Genomic DNA, 17814 nt, shown 5'->3' with positions numbered 1-17814 from the left:
CGGGCCGGTCCCGCCGCCGCGAACCGTCCCCTCCGGGGTGTACCTCATTCACGTTTCAGGAGACCACGATGAGCATCGTCCGTTATCGCCAGTGGCCGGCCCAGGCCGCATTCCAGAACGAGATCAAGCAGGTGTTCGACCGCTTCTTCGACCCCAACGGCGGCACCGACGAATCGGCCGTCGTCACCGCGCAGTGGGTGCCGCGCGTGGACATCAAGGAGGAGCCGGAGCGCTTCGTGTTGTACGCCGACCTGCCGGGCATCGATCCGTCGGAGATCGAGGTGTCGATGGACAAGGGCATCCTCTCGATCAAGGGCGAGCGCAAGAGCGAATCGGCCGCCGATACCGAGCGCTTCTCGCGCATCGAGCGCCGCTACGGCAGCTTCCATCGCCGCTTCGCGCTGCCCGACAGCGCCGACCCGGACGGCATTTCCGCCACCGGCTACCATGGCGTGCTGGAAGTGCGCATCCCCAAGCGACCGGCGAGCACGCCGCGCCGCATCCAGGTCGATACCGGGGCCACGATCGTGCAGTAAGCGCCCGCTCGCAGCGGCGTCGCCATCGCGACGCCGCGCCTTCGCGGCCGGCCGTAGAATGGCCGGGCGATGGCGCAATGCATGCCACCGGCCCGTTGCCGCAAGGCGGCGGGCCGACTCTTTTTGAGGTGATGGATGGAATTCAAGGATTACTACGCGACCCTGGGCGTGGAACCCAGCGCCGGCGATGCCGAGATCAAGACCGCGTACCGGCGGCTGGCGCGCAAGTACCATCCCGACGTCAGCAAGGAGCCTGGGGCCGAAGAGAAGTTCAAGGCGATCAACGAGGCCTACGAGGCCTTGCGCGACCCGCCCAAGCGCGCCGCCTACGACCAGTTGCGCGCGCAGGGTTACCGCCCGGGCGAGGAGTTCCACGCGCCGCCGAACTACGGCGGTGCGCAGGGCTTCGACTTCGAGGAAGTGTTCGGCAACGGTGGCGCCGGCGGCGGCTTCAGCGATTTCTTCGAGAGCCTGTTCGCCCGCCAGCAGCGCGCCCGCCAGGGCGGCGCCGGCCCCGGTCCGGGACCCGGTGCACCGCGCGGCGATACCCGCGCCAAGCTGGCGGTGCCGCTGGAGGCGGTGTACGCCGGCGACAGCGTGCGCATCACCATCAACGGCAAACAGTTGGACGTGCGCGTGCCCAAGGGCGTGCGCCCCGGCCAGGTGATCCGGCTGAGCGGGCAGGGCAACGGCGGCAGCAACCTGCTGCTGGAGATCGAGTACGCCGCGCATCCGCAGTTCGAGGTGGACGGCCGCAACATCCTCTACACCCTGCAGGTGACGCCGTGGCAGGCAGCGCTGGGCACCAGCATCAGCGTGCCGACCCTGGGCGGGGCGGTGGAACTGAAGATCCCGCCGGAGTCCGACGCCGGCCGCAAGCTGCGCCTGCGCGGCCGCGGCCTGCCCGGCACCCCGCCGGGCGACCAGATCGTCGAACTGGAAGTACTGGCGCCGGCGCCGGAAACCGAAGCACAGCGCAAGGCGTATCGCGGGTTGGCCAAGGCCTTTGGCGAGGCCGTGTGAGTGGTGCCGGGATTGGGGAGTCGGGAGTGGGGATTCGCAAAAGCGGGCTCCCCTCGCTCTGTGGCGTCGTAGGAGTGGCTTCAGCCGCGATGCGGTCCCGATAAACCGGCCATCGCGGCTTGCGCGAGGCGGCCCTGCACACGTATCTGCGCAATGCGGCGCGGCGCCAGCGAAACCGCATGGCCTGCGTAGGAGCGGCTTCAGCCGCGACAGGCGTTACCGGTAGCGCCTGTCGCGGCTGAAGCCGCTCCTACAAGGGGCGCCGATTGCAATGCGGCCTTACGCTGCGTGCTCAAACGCCGCCCGGAACCCGCCCTTACGAATCCCCAATCCCCAATCCCCAATCCCGATTCCCGGCTTCTACGGCGCATCCTCGCCGCTGAACACGCGCTCGATCACCTCGTACAGCTCGTCCTCGGAGAACGGCTTGGTGATGTAGGCGCGGGCGCCCTGGCGCATGCCCCACATGCGGTCGGTGTCTTGGTCCTTGGTGGTGACCAGGATCACCGGGATGTTCTGCGTGGTCGGCTCGCGGCGCAGGGTGCGGGTGGCCTGGAAGCCGTTGAGGTTGGGCATCACCACGTCCATCAGCACCAGGTCCGGCAAGGCCGCCTTGGCCGCTTCCACGCCGGCGGCGCCGTCGGTGGCGGTGATCGTTTCGTGCCCCAGTTTTTCCACGATGCGCTGGATGCCCAGCAACTGCGACGGCGAATCGTCGACGATCAGAATGCGTGCCATGTGCTTCCCCCTAGGAAGCTCGGAGTGTAGTGGCAGCGGCGCGAGGGCGGAAAGCGTTGCGTGTCACAAAGCGTCGGCGTGGCTACGCGCCCGGATCCAGCCGCACCACGGTGCGCCCGAACGACTGCCCGGCCAGCATTGTCGCGAACACCTCCGGCAGGCCGGCGAGGTCGACTTCGCGGGTGCAGATCGTGTCCAGATGGCGCGGCTTCCAGTCGCTGCCCAGGTGCTGCCAGATGCGGTCGCGCAGGTCGCGGGCGGTGCCGGCCGAGCCGATGCCCAGCAGCGACACCCCGCGCAGGATGAAGGGCATCACCGTCATGTCCAGCTCCGCGGTTGCGGCCAGGCCGGCACTGGCGACGCTGCCGTACGGTGCCGTCTGCGCCAGCAGGCTGGTCAGCATCGCCCCGCCCACGTTGTCCAGGCCGCCGCCGAAGCGCACCGACTCCAGCGGCCGCTTGGTCTGCAAGGCTTCGCGACCGAGCACCTGGGTGGCGCCCCAGGCCTTGAGCTGCTCGGCGCGGTCGGCCTTGCCGCTGACCGCATGCACCTCGAAGCCGGCGCGGCTGAAGATGTCGATCGCCAGCGAGCCGACCCCGCCGGTGGCGCCGGTCACGCACAGTGGACCGTGCGCCGGAGTCTGGCGGTTGTCGAGCAGGCGCAGCAACGCCAGCGCCGCGGTGAAACCGGCGGTGCCCAGCACCATGCTCTCGCGCAGGCTCAGCCCGGCCGGCAGCGACACCACCCACTTGGACTCCAGGCGCACGTACTCGCTGTAGCCGCCGTCGCGGGTCTCGCTGAGGCCGCAGCCGGTGACCAGCACCGTATCGCCTTCCTTGAACGCCGGGTCGCTGGAGGCGACCACGTGCCCGGCCACGTCGATGCCGCCGACCAGCGGGAAGCGGCGCAGGATCTTGCCCTGGCCGGTCCCGGCCAGCGCGTCCTTGAAGTTCACCGACGACCAGGCCGCCCGGATCACCACCTCGCCGTCGTTGAGCTGGTCCAGGGACAGCGGGACGAGGCCGGCGTGGTAGCCGCTCGCGTCCTGGTGGATGCGGAAGGCGGAGAACTGGGCGGGAACGGACATGGAACACCTTGGTCGGCACGCAGGAATGCACCAAGATACCCTTTCGAAACGGCGGGTCTGCCCCATCTAGTAGAATCGGCGACTCATTATCCGGTGAGCGGCGCGTGACCGACGCGTCGCCACCTTCCTTCTTGGAGCATGCATGGCCTGGAATACACCTGGCGGCAAGGGCGGAGACGGCCCCGACAATCACGGGCGCGGTCCCTGGGCGCCTCGTGGCGGCAATGGGGGAGGAAAATGGGGCGGGTTGCCCGGTCCGTTGAAGGACCTGTTCGGCGACGGCGGCGGCATCGGCCGCTGGATCCTGGGCGCGGTGGTGCTGGTGCTGCTGTTCAGCAGCTTCCAGTTGATCGGCGAGCAGCAGCGCGGCGTGGTGCTGCGCTTCGGCCAGTTCTCGCGGATCCTGCAGCCGGGCCCGAACTTCAAGCTGCCGTGGCCGATCGAGACCGTGCGCAAGGTCGATGCCACCCGCATCAAGACCTTCGACAGCCAGTTGCCGGTGCTGACCGGCGACGAGAACATCGTCAACGTTTCGCTCAACGTGCAGTACCGGGTCGAAGACCCGCGCACCTACGTGTTCGGCGCGCGCAACGCCGACCTGGTGCTGGAGCAGGCCGCGCAGAGCGCGGTGCGCGAACAGATCGGCCGCTCGGATCTCAATACGGTGCTCAACAACCGCGGGCCGATGGCGGTGGCCGCGCGCGAGCGCCTGCAGGCCGCGCTGAAGGCCTATCACACCGGTCTGATCGTGACCGGCCTGACCCTGCCCGACGCGCGTCCGCCGGAAGAAGTGAAGTCGGCCTTCGACGAGGTCAACGGTGCCCAACAGGTCAAGGAGCGGCTGATCAACGAGGCCCAGGCCTACGCCGCCAAGGTGGTGCCGGAGGCGCGCGGCCAGGCGGCACGCACCCGCACCGTCGCCGAAGGCTACAAGGAAGCGGCGATCGCCCGCGCGCAGGGCGACGCCGAGCGCTTCACTTTGCTGCAGCAGCAGTACCAGAACGCGCCGGAGGTCACCCGCAAGCGGCTGTGGCTGGAGACGATCCAGCAGGTGCTGGCGCAGAACCGCAAGGTCATCGGCGGCGACGGCCGCCAGCTGATCTATGTGCCGATGCCGGCCGAGGGCAAGGCGCCCGCCACGTCGACCCCGCCGACCTCGCCGACCACCGGCGGATCGCTGCCGACGGTGCCGACGCTGCCGCAGGAGGTGTTGATGCCGTCCTTGAACAGCAGTTCGGCCGAGAGTGTCCGCAACCCGGAGCGCACGCCGCGCCCGACCGGCCGTGAGGAGATCCAGCGATGAAATTGTCATTGTGGGCGGGCATTGCCGTCGTCGCGCTGTTCGCGCTGCTCAGCTCGGTATTCGTGGTGCCCGAGGACAAGGCGGCGATGGTGCTGAACCTGGGCCGCGTGGTGCGTGCCGACCTCAAGCCGGGCCTGCACTTCAAGGTGCCGCTGGTGGAGTCGGTGCGCATGTTCGACCGCCGCTTTCAGGTGATCGACACCACCCCGGCGCGCTACTTCACCGCCGAGCAGAAGGACGTCAGCGTCAGCTTCTTCGCCATCGGCTACATCTCCGACGTCCGTGCCTTCTACCGCGCCACCCAGGGCGGCGACGAGAAGGTGGCCAACAGCCTGCTGGCGCCGATCATCACCGATTCGCTGCGCAACCAGATCAACTCGCGCACCCTGCAGCAGCTGGTGTCCGGCGACCGCAGCGAACTGATCGCCAAGCAGCTGGTGGCGATCAACGCGGCGAGCAAGACCCTGGGCATGCAGATCGTCGACCTGCGCATCAAGCAGATCGACCTGCCGACCGACAGCCAGGTGATCACCGACGTGTACGAGCGCATGCGCGCGCAGCGCAAGCAGGAAGCGGCCAAGCTCCGCGCCGAGGGCGAGGAGCAGGCGCTGACCATCCGTGCCCAGGCCGACCGCGAGAGCACGGTGCTGGTCGCCGAGGCCGAGCGCGATGCACAGAAGCTGCGCGGCGAAGGCGATGCCGAGGCGGCCAGCGTCTACGGCAAGGCCGGCTCCGCCGACCCGTCGTTCTACGCCTTCTACCGCAGCCTGGAGGCCTATCGCGGCGCCATGGCCGACGGCAACGGCGTGATCGTGCTCGACAAGAACGATCCGTTCCTGCAGTACCTCAAGAGCGATCGCTGAGGGGCGGGGATTGGGGAGTTGGGATTGGGGATTCGTAAGAGCGGGTTCCCGGTCCCGTTATCGGTTGGCCGCAGCCGCCTTCCTTTGTAGGAGCGGCTTCAGCCGCGACAGGGTTCGCGGAACGCCTGCCGCGTCCGGACTTTTCTGGGAGACCCTGTCGCGGCTGAAGCCGCATCCTACAGGATGCGGGCTCTCCAGCTGACGCGCACACGCCATCTCCTTCTGCCTGTGAGACTCCATGCACGATCTGATCGCCGCGGTGTGCCTGGTCGTCGTCTTCGAAGGCCTGATCCTGCTGGTGGCGCCGGAGGCCTGGAAGCGGATGGTGCAGCAGATGTTGGCCATGCCGACCACACAATTGCGGATCGCTGGCGGGGTGGCCCTGGCGGTGGGGTTGATCGCCTTGCTATGGGTTCGCGGCTGACCCCGCATCCCGAGTGCTGCCGTCGGGCAGGTCGCTGAACGCGGCGGGGGAAGGGGTGGTGACCGCCACCCAAAACCCGGATAATGCACAAAAGCCGGCCGGGCCCGCTCCACGCGAGCGTCTCGACCGGCTTTTTCCGTGTATGGGTCTTGCCGCCGCCTGGACGCTCCCCGATGGAGCAACCGCGCTGGTGTCGGTCGGACCCCGCACGGCCACCACATCCGCGTGGCCCCGACGGTCGCGCAGCAAACCAGGAGTTACCCAGCCATGGGTCAGTCAGTTGTCGTGCTCGGCGCCCAGTGGGGCGATGAAGGCAAAGGCAAGATCGTCGATCTGCTCACCGAGGAAATCGGTGCCGTCGTGCGTTTCCAGGGCGGCCACAATGCCGGCCACACCCTCGTCATCAACGGCAAGAAGACCGTCCTGCACCTGATCCCGTCCGGCATCCTGCGCGACGACGCGCTGTGCCTGATCGGCAACGGCGTGGTGATCTCCCCGGCCGCGCTGCGCAAGGAGATCGAGGAGCTGGAGACCTCCGGCGTGGAAGTGCGTTCGCGCCTGAAGATCTCGCCGGCCGCGCCGCTGATCATGCCGTATCACATCGCCCTGGATCAGGCCCGCGAGAAGGCCGCCGGCGGCAAGGCCATCGGCACCACCGGCCGCGGCATCGGCCCGGCCTACGAAGACAAGGTGGCGCGCCGCGGCATCCGCGTCGCCGACCTGCATTACCCGCCGCAGCTGGAAGAGCTGCTGCGCACCGCGCTGGACTACCACAACTTCGTGCTGACCAAGTACCTGGGCGTGGAAGCGGTCGACTTCCAGAAGACCTTCGACGAAGCGCTGGCCTTCGGCGAGTATGTGCAGCCGATGAAGTTCGACGTCGCCGGCATCCTTCACGACCTGCGCAAGCAGGGCAAGCGCGTGCTGTTCGAAGGCGCGCAGGGTGCGCTGCTGGACATCGACCACGGCACCTATCCCTACGTCACCAGCTCCAACACCACCGTTGGTGGCGCGCTGGCCGGCACCGGCGTGGGCGCGCAGGACATCGACTACGTGCTGGGCATCGCCAAGGCCTACGCCACGCGCGTCGGCGGCGGCCCGTTCCCGACCGAACTGGACGACGAAATCGGCCAGGGCATCCGCGACCGCGGCGCCGAGTACGGCGCCTCTACCGGCCGCCCACGCCGCTGCGGCTGGATGGACATCGTCGCGCTCAAGCGGGCGGTGGCCATCAACGGCATCTCCGGCCTGTGCATCACCAAGCTCGACGTGCTCGACGGCATGGAGAAGCTGAAGGTGTGCATCGCCTACGAATACCGCGGCAAGCGCACCGAGTACGCGCCGCTGGACGCGCAGGGTTGGGAAGAGTGTACTCCCGTGTACCTGGAGTTCCCGGGCTGGAGCGAGAACACCCACGGCATCACCGAGTGGGACAAGCTGCCCGCTGCCGCCCGCGCCTACCTGCGCGCGCTGGAAGAACTGGCCGGCTGCCCGATCTCCATCGTCTCCACCGGCCCGGACCGCGACCACACCATGGTGCTGCAGGATCCGTTCGCCTGATCCTGGCGCGCGCTGCGGCGTTCACGAAAGCCCCGCCTCGGCGGGGCTTTTTTGCGAGAGGATGGCGGGCCCGCAGCCACCCGCGCCATGCGCCTGCGACGGCGCGTTGTGCGCACCCGACTCCAAGGAAGACCGCCGATGTTCAATGGCCTGTTCGACACGCTGTTCAACCGCAAGCCGCCTGGCCCGGATGCGTTCGCGCGCTTGTTCCTGGAGACGCTGCAGGCGCGCGGCTATGCCGAACCCCTGACGTACCAGCCGGACGCGTTCCGCCTGGTCGGCCAGAACGGCCGCACCATCCACCTGCACAATGCCTACCACGCCTATACCCACGCCGATCGGCGTCGGCGCGACGAGGCGCTGCACAGCTATGTCGCCGCCTTCCTCAACGAGCAGGAGGAGAGCCGCCAGCAGCGTAGCTTCGAGGAACTGCGCGCCACGCTGATGCCGGTGATCCGCAACCGCGGCATGTTCGAGGACCTGCGCCTGGAGCAGCGGTGCGAGAAGGGCATGGACGTGCCGTTCCCCTATGCCTGCCGCGACATCGGCGAGGATTGCGTCGAGCTGCTGGCGCTGGACCTGCCCGATTCGACGTCCACCCTGATCGCCGGGCCGCGGCCGGAGTGGGGCATCTCCCTGGACGAGGGCCTGGCCATCGCCCGCGACAACCTGCGCGACGCCACCGAGGACCGTTTCGCCGAAGTCGCTCCCGGCGTGTTCCGCGGCGCCTGGTACGACGCCTACGACACCAGCCGCGCCTTGCTGCCGGACGTGCTGCATCGCGCGCCGGTGGCGGGGCGCCCGGTGTTCATGCTGCCCACGCGCGATTGCCTGCTGGTGGTCGGCGAGCGCGACAACGTGGCCATGGCCCTCATGCTGGAACTGAGCCTGCAAGCGGCCGAGCATGGCCGCTGCATCTCCTGGCTGGCCTTCACCTACGACGACGCGCGCCGCATCGTGCCGTTCGCGCTGACTGCGCCCGAGCACCGGCAGCGCCAGGCCGACCTGCGGCGGATGCTGGATACGCCCGCCTACGCCGGCCAGAAGGCGCTGCTCGACAAGCTGCACGAGGCCAACGACGTGGATGTGTTCGTGGCCTCGTTCAACGTCTACCAGGACCGTCACGACGGCACGCGGCAGGTGTCGGTCGGCACCTGGACCGAGGGCGTGGACACCTTGCTGCCCAGGACCGACCACATCGCCTTCGTCGTCCCGCGCGAGGACGGCGAAGCGGATGTGACGGTTGCGGAGTGGGAGCCGGCATTCGCCTTGCTCGGTGCGCTGATGGAGCGTCAGCCGACCCTGTATCCGCCGCGCTATCGCGTGCGCAGCTTCCCCAGCGCCGAGCAACTGCGGCAATTGCCCCCGGTTTAGGTACAAGGCGCGGGTCTTCGTCTTCGCGTCGGTGTTGTCGCGACGGATGCGTGAGCGGGCATGCGGAATTGGACATGGCGCGTTTTCGCCGCATGCGTAGCACATGTGGGAAGGCAGACCGCCGCCGATGTTTGGCGGGTGAGGGTGGACGAGCGGGGCTCAAGAAATCGCCAGTGCAGCCGATAGCAGCGCACGGATCGGCGTCGCTGCACATCGACAGCGACACGCGGGGAACCAGATTGCGCCGGCAGCCGCCGCGCCCAGGACTCCGGCGTGGGCCGTGGCATCTTGGGGGAGAATGCAGTGCGCAGTCGCTTGGTTTGGCAGTCGCTCGGAGCGCTGCTGTGGTGGGTTGTGCTCGCGCCGAACGCGTCGGCACAGACGGTGGTAACGCCCGCCTGTGCGCCAGCGCAGGCCTTGCCGGCCTGCGTAGAGGCCGTGCGCGCCGAAGACCCGGCGGCCGCGCTACGCATGGGTATGCCGGCGTGGGAGGCTGCGGCCGACAAGCGGGGCTTGATTCCCCTCGGCCTGGAACTGGTGGACGCGGCGTCCGCCGCCGGCAAGCCGGAGACGGTGGTCACCCTCGGCTCGGCCCTGCGCACACAGCCGTTGTCGCCGCAGCAGCGGGTGCGTCTGTTCAAAAAGCTCAACGGCGCCATCTGGCAGCCGCGCAACGCCGCGCGCATTGCCGAACTCGAAGCCGAGATGCGGCGGCTGGAGAAGGAACTACCGGACGAGCCGCAGATCGCCGAATTGTGGCGGCAGCTGGCCGCGTCCTACTACCGGATGGGCGCGCAGGACGACGCCTTGCGCGTGGCCCGCATCGCCCTGTCCAAGGTGCGCAAGCATCCCGACCTGGTGGAATACAACGCCAACCAGATTGTGTTCGTGGTGACCTCGCAGCAGGGTCGCATGCCCGACGCCATCGCCGCCCTGCTCGAGGTGGAGCGGGTGGGCAAGGCGCTGGGCAAACCGGACGACGCCGCCATGCTGCACAACGCCACCGCGGTGTTCATCTACGCGCACGAATGGGAGAAGGCGATCGCCTACGGCCAGCGTGCGCTGGCCGCCTATGACGCTAAGCCCCGCAAGGGGCTACCGCGCGCAGCCGTACTTGGCAATCTGGGCGCGGCCTACGAAGGCGCCAGCGAGCTGCAGCACGCCGAGGCCATCTACCGGCAGGCGCTGGTGGCGGCGCGCGCCGACGGCAACGCTTCGCTGATCGGTCCGCTCAACAACCTCGCCAATGTGCTGTCCAGCCAGCATCGCCCACAGGAGGCCTTGCCTTTGCTGCGCGAAGCCGCCGCAGCGCTGGAGAACGCCGCGCACAACGGCGATCACGGCGACAACGGCGAAGGGGCTATCGTCTACTCCACCCTCGGCGCCACCCTGGCCGACCTCGGCCAGCGCGACGCCGCGGCCGCCGCGTTCGAGCGTTCGCGGCAACTGTTCGCGCAGTCGGACAACGTGACGCGGCGGCTGGAACTGTATCCACGCATGATCGACAACCTCGACGCGCTCGGCCGCGACCGTGAAGCGCTGGCGCTGATGCGCGAGTACAAGGCGGTCAACGACGAAGCGGTGAACGTCGAATCCAAGACCCGCATCGCGCAGCTCGAGTCGGCGGTGGACCTAGCGCGCAAGAAGAGCGAACTGGCTGCGCTCGGCCGCACCCGCGCCGCCGAACAGGCCGCCTACGCGCAACTGCAGGCGCGCGAACAGCGCCAGCGCAGCGTGCTCTACGGCCTGCTGGCCGCACTGCTGGCGCTGGCCGGCTTCTTCCTGCTGAAGGTGCGCGAAGGCCGCATACGCCGGCGCGTCAACGCCGAGCTGGCGCGCAAGAACGACGAGATCCACACCCAGCACCGCGAACTGGAACAGCTCACCGCCACCATCCGCCGCCAGAGCGAAGAGGACGCGCTCACCGGACTGCGCAACCGACGCTACGTCACCGCCTGGCTGCAGGCGCGCGAGGCGGCCGCGACGCCAGAACGTACGCAGGAACCGCTGCTGATCGCCCTGCTGGACATCGACCACTTCAAGCGCGTCAACGACCTGCACGGCCACGAAGGCGGCGACCACGCGCTGATGCACCTGGGCGACCTGCTGCGCGAGTGCGCGCGCAACTCCGACGTCATCGCCCGCTGGGGCGGCGAAGAGTTCCTGTGGATCTGCCCCGGCGGCACCCTGGCCGACGCCCCGCGCCTGTTCCGCCGCCTACGCGAACGCCTGCAGGTCGACCCTCTGATGCGCCCAGCCGGACGCATCGCCCTCACCGTGTCGATGGGCGTGAGCCTGTTCCCCGCCCACCCCGGCGGCGACTGGCCGCTGAGCCTGCGCATCGCCGACGCCGCCCTGTACCGCGCCAAGCATGCCGGCCGCGATCGCTGGGTGGGGTTGACGTTGGAAGGTGGGGCGACTGATCTCGGCGCCGATGTGTCGCTGGAGGCGCTGGAGGCAGAGGGGCGGTTGCTGCAGAGTGGGGGTGGGGGCGATGGGGTGGTGTTTGTGGCGGGGCAAGGTGTGGCTTGAGCAATTCTCTCAAACATGTTTTGTATTTTGAATCTTGAGATGCTACCGCTTTAAAGATTGGCTACACGAAGTCCTTTACGTTGCGATTGGTCAGGGATCGCATCAGCCATTGGCGCTGTCAGTGCTGTGAGAGCAGCGCATTCCGGCTTGCTGATGGCAGGTACTCGGATGCCTTGCTGATCTAGAATGGTTACCTTCTAAGGAACTGTTCTTCAGGATCGGGGGCTTTGTGGCGATACCGGACTTCCAAACCATCATGCTGCCGTTGTTACGGCTTATCGCAGATCGCAAAGAGCACCGGCTTCGCGATGTTGTCGAGACGTTGGCTGAGGTGTTCAAGCTCACCGAAGAAGAGCGCAATGAACTACTGCCTAGTGGTACAGCGCCACTCTTCAACAACCGAGTGGGATGGGCGAACACTTACCTGAAGCAGGCAGGGCTTGTTCAAGCGCCAAAGCGTGGCTATCTGACGATCACAGCGGAAGGGCTACAACTACTGGCCTCCAATCCGGCATCAGTTGGATTGGAAACACTGCTGCGATACGAGGCGTTCAAAGAGTTTCGTAGCCGGCGGCGTGAGAATGTCGGGGATCAGGACCCAGTCAAGGCCGGCGCCGTTGAGGAATCTTCCGACTTGGTGACGCTACAAACGCCAGAGGATCAGATGGCATCGGCCTATCGCGCGCTGCGGGAGCGGCTTGAACTCGAGTTGCTTGATCAAGTCAAATCGGCATCGCCAGCTTTTTTCGAGAGGCTGGTTGTGCAGTTGCTGGTCGCCATGGGCTATGGCGGTTCGCTCGACGATGCAGGTCGCGCGATCGGAAAAAGCGGCGACGGCGGCATCGATGGCATCATCAAAGAAGATCGTTTGGGGCTGGATGCGATCTACATCCAGGCTAAGCGCTGGGAGGGAACGGTGGGGCGGCCCGATATCCAGCAATTCGCTGGAGCGCTCCAAGGACAGCGCGCGGTCAAAGGCGTTTTTATCACCACATCGACTTACAGTCGTGATGCGCGGGACTACGTGAAGTCGATCAACACCAAGATCATCTTGATCGACGGCACAGAACTGACTGGGTTAATGGTTGACTACGGTGTGGGCGTCAGCCGGGTAGGTGTCTATGAGTTGAAGCGCATTGATTCGGATTTCTTTGAGGAGAGCGGTGCCTGACCGGTAGTGACTATTTGGCTGCTTTCTGCGGTCAGTTCCGCATGGCAATGTCTGCCATTCCATCAAGCCGTGGTTGAAGGCTCTCCAGTTCGATAGGTGCGCGTTTACTCGCCGCTGGAAAAGTTTGCTTGGTCTACGTGTTGATAGGACGTCGAGGAGCGCGGAGCAAGCTGCGTGCTCGTGAGCAGGCGCTGATGTCAACGCTTCGGCACGTGCCTCGCCTTAGCTATCGCTGGAGGTCTGGCCGCCAGCGGTACTTTGGATGGGTTCTATGCGTGGTTTCCCATCAACGGAGTGCCTCGCCGATCCAGCGCCGACTGCTCACGATAGCGCAAGGCTTCGGTGCGTTCGCGGTCCAGCATGCAACTGGCGAGGCCTGGTGCTAGCCGACCATAAAATGCCGGCACCGGCACGTCCATCAGTTCGCCGAAAGTTCGGTAGGCGGCATTGCTGTTGATGGTCTTGCCGAAGAGCTTGATGCCGTACCTCGGATAGTCGAGGTCCATCGCGTTGAGCTCGGCGATTGCCTGCACGGCAGCGTTCCATCGCGCCAGAATATGGTCCTTGTCGCCAGTCACGACGATGCGCGACGGTTGGTCGTCGCGGAGGAAACTGGTCGAGTCGATCTGGGCGCCGATGGACTGGGCGTACTCATGGGTGTGCGGGTAATGCCAGGCGCGCAGAGAGTGTCGGGCTTCGTCGGTACCGATCGGGATGGCATGGCCGGTCGCACGGTCGGTGGCCAGACCGTGCAGTTCCGCCAATGCGTTGCCTTGTTCGTCGCGCAGCACCCAGAAGTTGTGACTGGCGATGCCGACGACGCAGAACGAGCGGGCTTCGATAGCGTAGGTGGGCATCCGATGGTTAGGCGATTAAGTTGACTGCATTGCGTAAGGCGGCCTCAGCGTAGGTGATACAGCGGTCCACCGATGTCCCCGTAACTCCTCCATCGCCCGCTTCACGCCTAGATCGACGAAATAGGCACCAACACCTTTCAACGTAAGCGTCGCCTAATCGGTTCCTGGCGGGCGCTCCAAGCGCAGGCGAAAGCCCTGCGGTTCGTTTCGGGGAAGACGCCCGCTTTCAGGGTGCCCTTAGCCGGGTTTTCGCGGGTGACCTTGGGCCAGGAGCTGCTGGTCTCGAAAAGGCACATGATACGGAACGCCTGGTGCTGTTGCGCGGTCAGCGCCTTGCGCGCCGCCAGGCGATCAGGGCCACGGCGGCCAGGGCGGCGACGGTGCCGACCGCGGCGACCTGCGCCGCGCGCTTGGCGCGTTGTTCGCGCAGGCGCAGCGCGTCATTGCCGGCGTCATCGGCGGACAGCGGCGAGCGGTACACGCTGTGCGCGGCGGCGCGGCCGGAAATGGCGGCACGGCGGGCCGGCGGGATCGGGGCGCTGTCGGTGGCGGTGTCGTCCACGGCGTGGGCGGTGTCGGTGATCATGGTCGGTTGCATCCTCGGCGCTGCGTTCATGCGTGTGTATCGAGTGGGCGGTAGGTTAGGCAAGACCATCCTATCTTTCCAAGCGCCACGTTAACGCGGTGCGGGGGAAAAGTAATGTGCAGGCGCTGCGGGACGCAGGGACCCTGCCTGGTATCTCTTACCAGCAACCGGTTGCCTAAGGCGAGGGCTTCTTGCGTGCGCTGCAGCTGTGTTGTGCTTACAGGCCGCCTTTCAGTGCCAGGTCGGGCACGTCAGCCGGGGCGTGGCGATCGAGCGGTCTGCGATGCAGCGCCGGGGCAGGGCAGCTTGAACGGCCGCCGTGCCCGCGCTCGCCTGCACGCGCCTACGCGGGCAAGTTTGGCGATAATGCCGACCTGTTCCGTCAGGATCGCCGCATGACTGCTCTCACCGAACGCTACGCGCGCGCTGTGGACTACGCGCGCATCGCCCACGCCGGCCAGTTCCGCAAGGGCGGCACGGTGCCGTATCTGAGTCACGTGCTGGGTGTGTCGACGCTGGTGCTGGAGGCCGGCGGCGACGAGGACCAGGCGATCGCAGCGCTGCTGCACGACGTGGTCGAGGATTGCGGCGCCGGCCACGAGGCGGTGATCCGTGCGCAGTTCGGCGAGGCAGTGGCCGACATGGTGATGGCCTGCACCGACGCCACCGCCGAGCGCAAGGCGGCGCCCGCGGACGTGCCGGCCAAGCGCCGCGACTGGCGCATCCGCAAGCAGGCGTATCTGGCGCATCTGGCCGATGCCCCGGACGCGGTGCTGCTGGTGTCGGCCTGCGACAAGCTCTACAACGCGCGCAGCATCGTCGCCGACCTGGAAGACCCAGAGGTCGGGGCGGCAGTGTTCGAGCGCTTCACCGCCGGCCGTGAGGGCACGCTGTGGTACTACCAGGCGCTGCATGCGATCTACGCCGAGCGCGGCGTGGCGGTGCTGCGCGCCTTCGCCAGTGCGGTGACGCGGATGCAGGCGTTGGCCGCGCGCGACGCGGACGCCGACACGCTGGCGGCGCCCGCGTTGGGTTGAGACCTGCGTCACGGGCGACTGCGTGCCGTTCTGCGCCGATGAGAGACCGGGCGCGTCGCAGCACAGTCGCCACGACACGCCCATGGCGGCCGAGCGGCTAAGCTTGCGTGCTCCTTCGCGTTGCCGGTCCCGCCCATGTCCACGCCTTCCGCTTTCGCCGCTTCCGGCTTCGTGCGCGTCCGTGGTGCGCGCGAGCACAACCTCAAGGACGTGGACGTGGAGCTGCCGCGCGACGCGCTGGTGGTGTTCACCGGCGTGTCCGGCTCGGGCAAGTCGTCGCTGGCGTTCGGCACGCTGTTCGCCGAGGCGCAGCGGCGCTACCTGGATTCGATCTCGCCGTATGCGCGGCGTCTGATCGACCAGGCCGGCGTCGCCGACGTGGACGCCATCGACGGCCTGCCGCCGGCGGTGGCGCTGCAGCAGCATCGCGGCGCGCCGAGCACGCGCTCGTCGGTGGGCAGCGTCACCACCATCTCCAACTCGCTGCGCATGCTGTATTCGCGCGCCGGCACGTATCCACCGGGGCAGGGCATCATCCATGCCGACGGCTTCTCGCCGAACACGCCGGCCGGCGCCTGTCCCACCTGCCACGGCCTGGGGCGCATCTACGACGCCACCGAGGCATCGATGGTGCCGGATCGTTCGCTGAGCATCCGCGAGCGGGCGGTGGCGGCGTGGCCGCCGGCCTGGCACGGGCAGAACCTGCGCGACATCCTCACCACGCTCGGCCACGACGTCGACGTGCCGTGGGCGAAGCTGCCGAAGAAGACCCGCGACTGGATCCTGTACACCGACGAGCAGCCGACCGTGCCGGTGTATCCCGGCTTCACCCTGGCCGAGACCCAGCGCGCGCTCAAGCGCAAGCAGGAGCCGGCGTACATGGGCACCTTCAGCAGCGCGCGCCGCTACGTGCTGCACACCTTCGCCAGCACGCAGAGTGCGTTGATCAAGAAGCGCGTGGCGCAGTACCTGATCAGCACCGCGTGCCCCAGCTGCGACGGCACGCGGTTGCGCCGCGAGGCGCTGTCGGTGACTTTCGCCGGGCTGGATATCGGCGCACTGTCGCAGCGCCCGCTCGGCGAGGTCGCCGACCTGTTGCGGCCCGCGGCGGAAGGCCGCATGCAGGGCCGTTCGCGGCATCCGGAACAGGCGCTGGCCGCGCAGCGCATCGCCCAGGACCTGCTGGCGCGGATCCAGGTGGTGGAGGCTCTGGGGCTGGGCTATCTGACGCTGGAACGCAGCACGCCGACGCTGTCGCCCGGCGAACTGCAGCGGCTGCGCCTGGCCACGCAGATCCGCTCGCAACTGTTCGGCGTGGTCTACGTGATGGACGAACCGTCGGCGGGCCTGCATCCGGCCGACACGCAGGCGCTGCTGGGCGCGCTGGATCAGCTCAAGGGCGCGGGCAACTCGCTGTTCGTGGTCGAACACGAGATCGACGTGATCCGTCATGCCGACTGGATCGTCGATGTCGGCCCTGGTGCCGGCGAGCACGGCGGGCAGGTGCTGTACAGCGGTCCGCCGGCGGGACTGGCGCAGGTGCAGGCCTCGTCCACGCGCCGCTACCTGTTCGCCGAGCCGCGGGCCGCGACGCATGCGCCGCGCACGCCGGAGGGCTGGCTGCAGTTGCGCGAGGTCAGCCGCAACAATGTGGTCGCGCTGGACGTGGACATCCCGCTGGGCGTGTTCACCACCGTCACCGGCGTGTCCGGCTCGGGCAAGTCCTCGCTGGTCAGCCAGGCGCTGGTGGAATTGCTGGGCACGCAACTGGGTCAGGCACCGGCCGAGGCGGAGGAGGAACTGGATCCGCTGGAGCGAGGCGCGCGCGTCGCCACCGATGGCTACATCGCCGACGGTTTGCAGCACGTGCGGCGGCTGGTGCAGGTGGACCAGGCGCCGATCGGGCGCACGCCGCGTTCCAATCTGGCCACCTACACCGGCCTGTTCGACCATGTGCGCAAGCGCTTCGCGGCCACGCCGGCGGCGCGCAAGCGCAAGTACGATGCCGGGCGTTTTTCGTTCAACGTGGCCAAGGGCCGCTGCGAGACGTGCGAAGGCGAGGGCGCGGTGAGCGTGGAACTGCTGTTCATGCCCAGCGTGTATGCGCCGTGCCCGACCTGCCATGGCGCGCGCTACAACGCCAAGACGCTGGAGATCGAACTGCGCGGCCACACCATCGCGCAGGTGTTGCGCATGACCGTGGCGCAGGCGCTGGCGTTCTTCGCCGACGATACGGCGATCGCGCGGCCGCTGCAGGTGCTGGTGGACGTGGGCCTGGGCTATCTGCGGCTGGGCCAGCCGGCGACCGAGCTGTCCGGCGGCGAGGCGCAGCGCATCAAGCTGGCCAGCGAGCTGCAACGCGCGCAGCGCCGCGGCACCGTGTACGTGCTGGACGAGCCCACCACCGGATTGCACCCGGCCGACGTGGACACGCTGCTGCGGCAGTTGCACGGGCTGGTGGAGGTGGGCAACACCGTGGTGGCGGTGGAGCACGACATGCGCGTGGCCGCGGCCAGCGACTGGATCATCGACATGGGGCCGGGTGCGGGTGGGGCGGGCGGCAAGGTCGTGGCGGCGGGTGTGCCAGGCGTGGTGGCGCGGCAGGCCGACAGTCGAACCGCGCAGTTTCTGGCGGCGGAGTTGGCGGAGTAGCCGGTGACCGTGCGTCGCTTGGTGTAAATCCACGTCGGAGCGGCCGACGGGCAACCCACGTCGCCGCGCCC

General features: G+C 67.8%; 15 protein-coding genes. 11 read left to right on the top strand and 4 right to left on the bottom strand.

Going from position 1 to position 17814, the window contains the following annotated elements; all coding sequences use genetic code 11:
• Positions 1-68 precede the first annotated feature (68 nt).
• Together QN245_RS15705 and QN245_RS15700 are read left to right on the top strand one after the other, a co-directional pair.
• The gene (locus QN245_RS15705; RefSeq protein ID WP_010341349.1) at positions 69-536 is read left to right on the top strand and encodes an Hsp20/alpha crystallin family protein; all 468 of its coding nucleotides are present in this window, start codon (positions 69-71) and stop codon (positions 534-536) included.
• 135 nt (positions 537-671) lie between these two features.
• Complete coding sequence (locus QN245_RS15700) at positions 672-1559, top strand: DnaJ C-terminal domain-containing protein (RefSeq protein WP_048490191.1); 888 nt, start codon at positions 672-674, stop codon at positions 1557-1559.
• A gap of 360 nt (positions 1560-1919) precedes the next feature.
• Here QN245_RS15700 and pilH read toward each other — a convergent pair whose 3' ends face one another.
• Both pilH and QN245_RS15690 read right to left on the bottom strand, forming a co-directional pair.
• Positions 1920-2297 carry a twitching motility response regulator PilH gene (gene pilH, locus QN245_RS15695; RefSeq protein ID WP_010340114.1) on the bottom strand — a complete coding sequence of 126 codons (378 nt, stop codon included), beginning with the start codon at positions 2295-2297 and terminating at the stop codon, positions 1920-1922.
• An 82-nt stretch (positions 2298-2379) separates the two neighbouring features.
• On the bottom strand, positions 2380-3384 hold the full coding sequence (locus tag QN245_RS15690; protein WP_160966315.1) for an acrylyl-CoA reductase family protein: 1005 nt from the start codon (positions 3382-3384) through the stop codon (positions 2380-2382).
• Positions 3385-3526: 142 nt separating this feature from the next.
• Between QN245_RS15690 and hflK the strand changes: the two genes are divergently transcribed.
• From hflK to QN245_RS15655, 7 genes are all read left to right on the top strand, one after another.
• Positions 3527-4687 (top strand): FtsH protease activity modulator HflK, encoded by a 1161-nt coding sequence (gene hflK, locus QN245_RS15685; protein ID WP_160966317.1) that lies wholly within the window; start codon positions 3527-3529, stop codon positions 4685-4687.
• The gene (hflC, locus tag QN245_RS15680; protein ID WP_160966319.1) at positions 4684-5550 is read left to right on the top strand and encodes a protease modulator HflC; all 867 of its coding nucleotides are present in this window, start codon (positions 4684-4686) and stop codon (positions 5548-5550) included. Before hflK ends, hflC begins: the two co-directional genes overlap by 4 nt.
• 238 nt (positions 5551-5788) lie before the next feature.
• Positions 5789-5974: a DUF2065 domain-containing protein gene (locus QN245_RS15675; protein ID WP_160971067.1), complete on the top strand. Its 186-nt coding sequence runs from the start codon at positions 5789-5791 to the stop codon at positions 5972-5974.
• Positions 5975-6241: 267 nt separating this feature from the next.
• A complete protein-coding gene (locus tag QN245_RS15670; RefSeq protein ID WP_317843618.1) occupies positions 6242-7534 on the top strand; it encodes an adenylosuccinate synthase in 1293 nt (430 codons plus the stop codon).
• Between the two features lie 138 nt (positions 7535-7672).
• Positions 7673-8908 (top strand): DUF1444 domain-containing protein, encoded by a 1236-nt coding sequence (locus tag QN245_RS15665; RefSeq protein WP_317843617.1) that lies wholly within the window; start codon positions 7673-7675, stop codon positions 8906-8908.
• 513 nt (positions 8909-9421) lie between these two features.
• A complete protein-coding gene (locus tag QN245_RS15660; protein WP_317843616.1) occupies positions 9422-11440 on the top strand; it encodes a tetratricopeptide repeat-containing diguanylate cyclase in 2019 nt (672 codons plus the stop codon).
• Between the two features lie 229 nt (positions 11441-11669).
• Positions 11670-12611, top strand: coding sequence for a restriction endonuclease (locus QN245_RS15655; RefSeq protein ID WP_184644029.1), 942 nt, complete (start codon positions 11670-11672; stop codon positions 12609-12611).
• 269 nt (positions 12612-12880) lie between these two features.
• Here QN245_RS15655 and QN245_RS15650 read toward each other — a convergent pair whose 3' ends face one another.
• Both QN245_RS15650 and QN245_RS15645 read right to left on the bottom strand, forming a co-directional pair.
• Positions 12881-13468 (bottom strand): hypothetical protein, encoded by a 588-nt coding sequence (locus tag QN245_RS15650; protein ID WP_317843615.1) that lies wholly within the window; start codon positions 13466-13468, stop codon positions 12881-12883.
• A 325-nt stretch (positions 13469-13793) separates the two neighbouring features.
• Positions 13794-14054 carry a hypothetical protein gene (locus tag QN245_RS15645; RefSeq protein WP_255421658.1) on the bottom strand — a complete coding sequence of 87 codons (261 nt, stop codon included), beginning with the start codon at positions 14052-14054 and terminating at the stop codon, positions 13794-13796.
• A 395-nt stretch (positions 14055-14449) separates the two neighbouring features.
• On the opposite strand from QN245_RS15645, the gene QN245_RS15640 reads away from it, so the two are divergent.
• Both QN245_RS15640 and QN245_RS15635 read left to right on the top strand, forming a co-directional pair.
• Entirely contained in the window at positions 14450-15091 is a 642-nt protein-coding gene (locus QN245_RS15640; protein ID WP_317843614.1) for an HD domain-containing protein, read from the top strand.
• 135 nt (positions 15092-15226) lie between these two features.
• Complete coding sequence (locus QN245_RS15635; RefSeq protein WP_317843613.1) at positions 15227-17743, top strand: excinuclease ABC subunit UvrA; 2517 nt, start codon at positions 15227-15229, stop codon at positions 17741-17743.
• Positions 17744-17814: the final 71 nt, after the last annotated feature.

The organism is Xanthomonas rydalmerensis (assembly GCF_033170385.1).
In the GTDB taxonomy this organism is placed as follows: Bacteria; Pseudomonadota; Gammaproteobacteria; order Xanthomonadales; family Xanthomonadaceae; genus Xanthomonas_A; species Xanthomonas_A rydalmerensis.
This window is presented reverse-complemented; position numbering and strand designations above follow the sequence as displayed.

Coding starts and splice junctions, on each gene's coding strand:
- hflC (WP_160966319.1), top strand. CDS start 4,684: ATGAAATTGTCATTGTGGGCGGGCATTGCCGTCGTCGCGCTGTTCGCG.
- pilH (WP_010340114.1), bottom strand. CDS start 2,297: ATGGCACGCATTCTGATCGTCGACGATTCGCCGTCGCAGTTGCTGGGC.
- QN245_RS15700 (WP_048490191.1), top strand. CDS start 672: ATGGAATTCAAGGATTACTACGCGACCCTGGGCGTGGAACCCAGCGCC.
- QN245_RS15675 (WP_160971067.1), top strand. CDS start 5,789: ATGCACGATCTGATCGCCGCGGTGTGCCTGGTCGTCGTCTTCGAAGGC.
- QN245_RS15635 (WP_317843613.1), top strand. CDS start 15,227: ATGTCCACGCCTTCCGCTTTCGCCGCTTCCGGCTTCGTGCGCGTCCGT.
- hflK (WP_160966317.1), top strand. CDS start 3,527: ATGGCCTGGAATACACCTGGCGGCAAGGGCGGAGACGGCCCCGACAAT.
- QN245_RS15650 (WP_317843615.1), bottom strand. CDS start 13,468: ATGCCCACCTACGCTATCGAAGCCCGCTCGTTCTGCGTCGTCGGCATC.
- QN245_RS15705 (WP_010341349.1), top strand. CDS start 69: ATGAGCATCGTCCGTTATCGCCAGTGGCCGGCCCAGGCCGCATTCCAG.
- QN245_RS15670 (WP_317843618.1), top strand. CDS start 6,242: ATGGGTCAGTCAGTTGTCGTGCTCGGCGCCCAGTGGGGCGATGAAGGC.
- QN245_RS15690 (WP_160966315.1), bottom strand. CDS start 3,384: ATGTCCGTTCCCGCCCAGTTCTCCGCCTTCCGCATCCACCAGGACGCG.
- QN245_RS15665 (WP_317843617.1), top strand. CDS start 7,673: ATGTTCAATGGCCTGTTCGACACGCTGTTCAACCGCAAGCCGCCTGGC.
- QN245_RS15640 (WP_317843614.1), top strand. CDS start 14,450: ATGACTGCTCTCACCGAACGCTACGCGCGCGCTGTGGACTACGCGCGC.
- QN245_RS15645 (WP_255421658.1), bottom strand. CDS start 14,054: ATGATCACCGACACCGCCCACGCCGTGGACGACACCGCCACCGACAGC.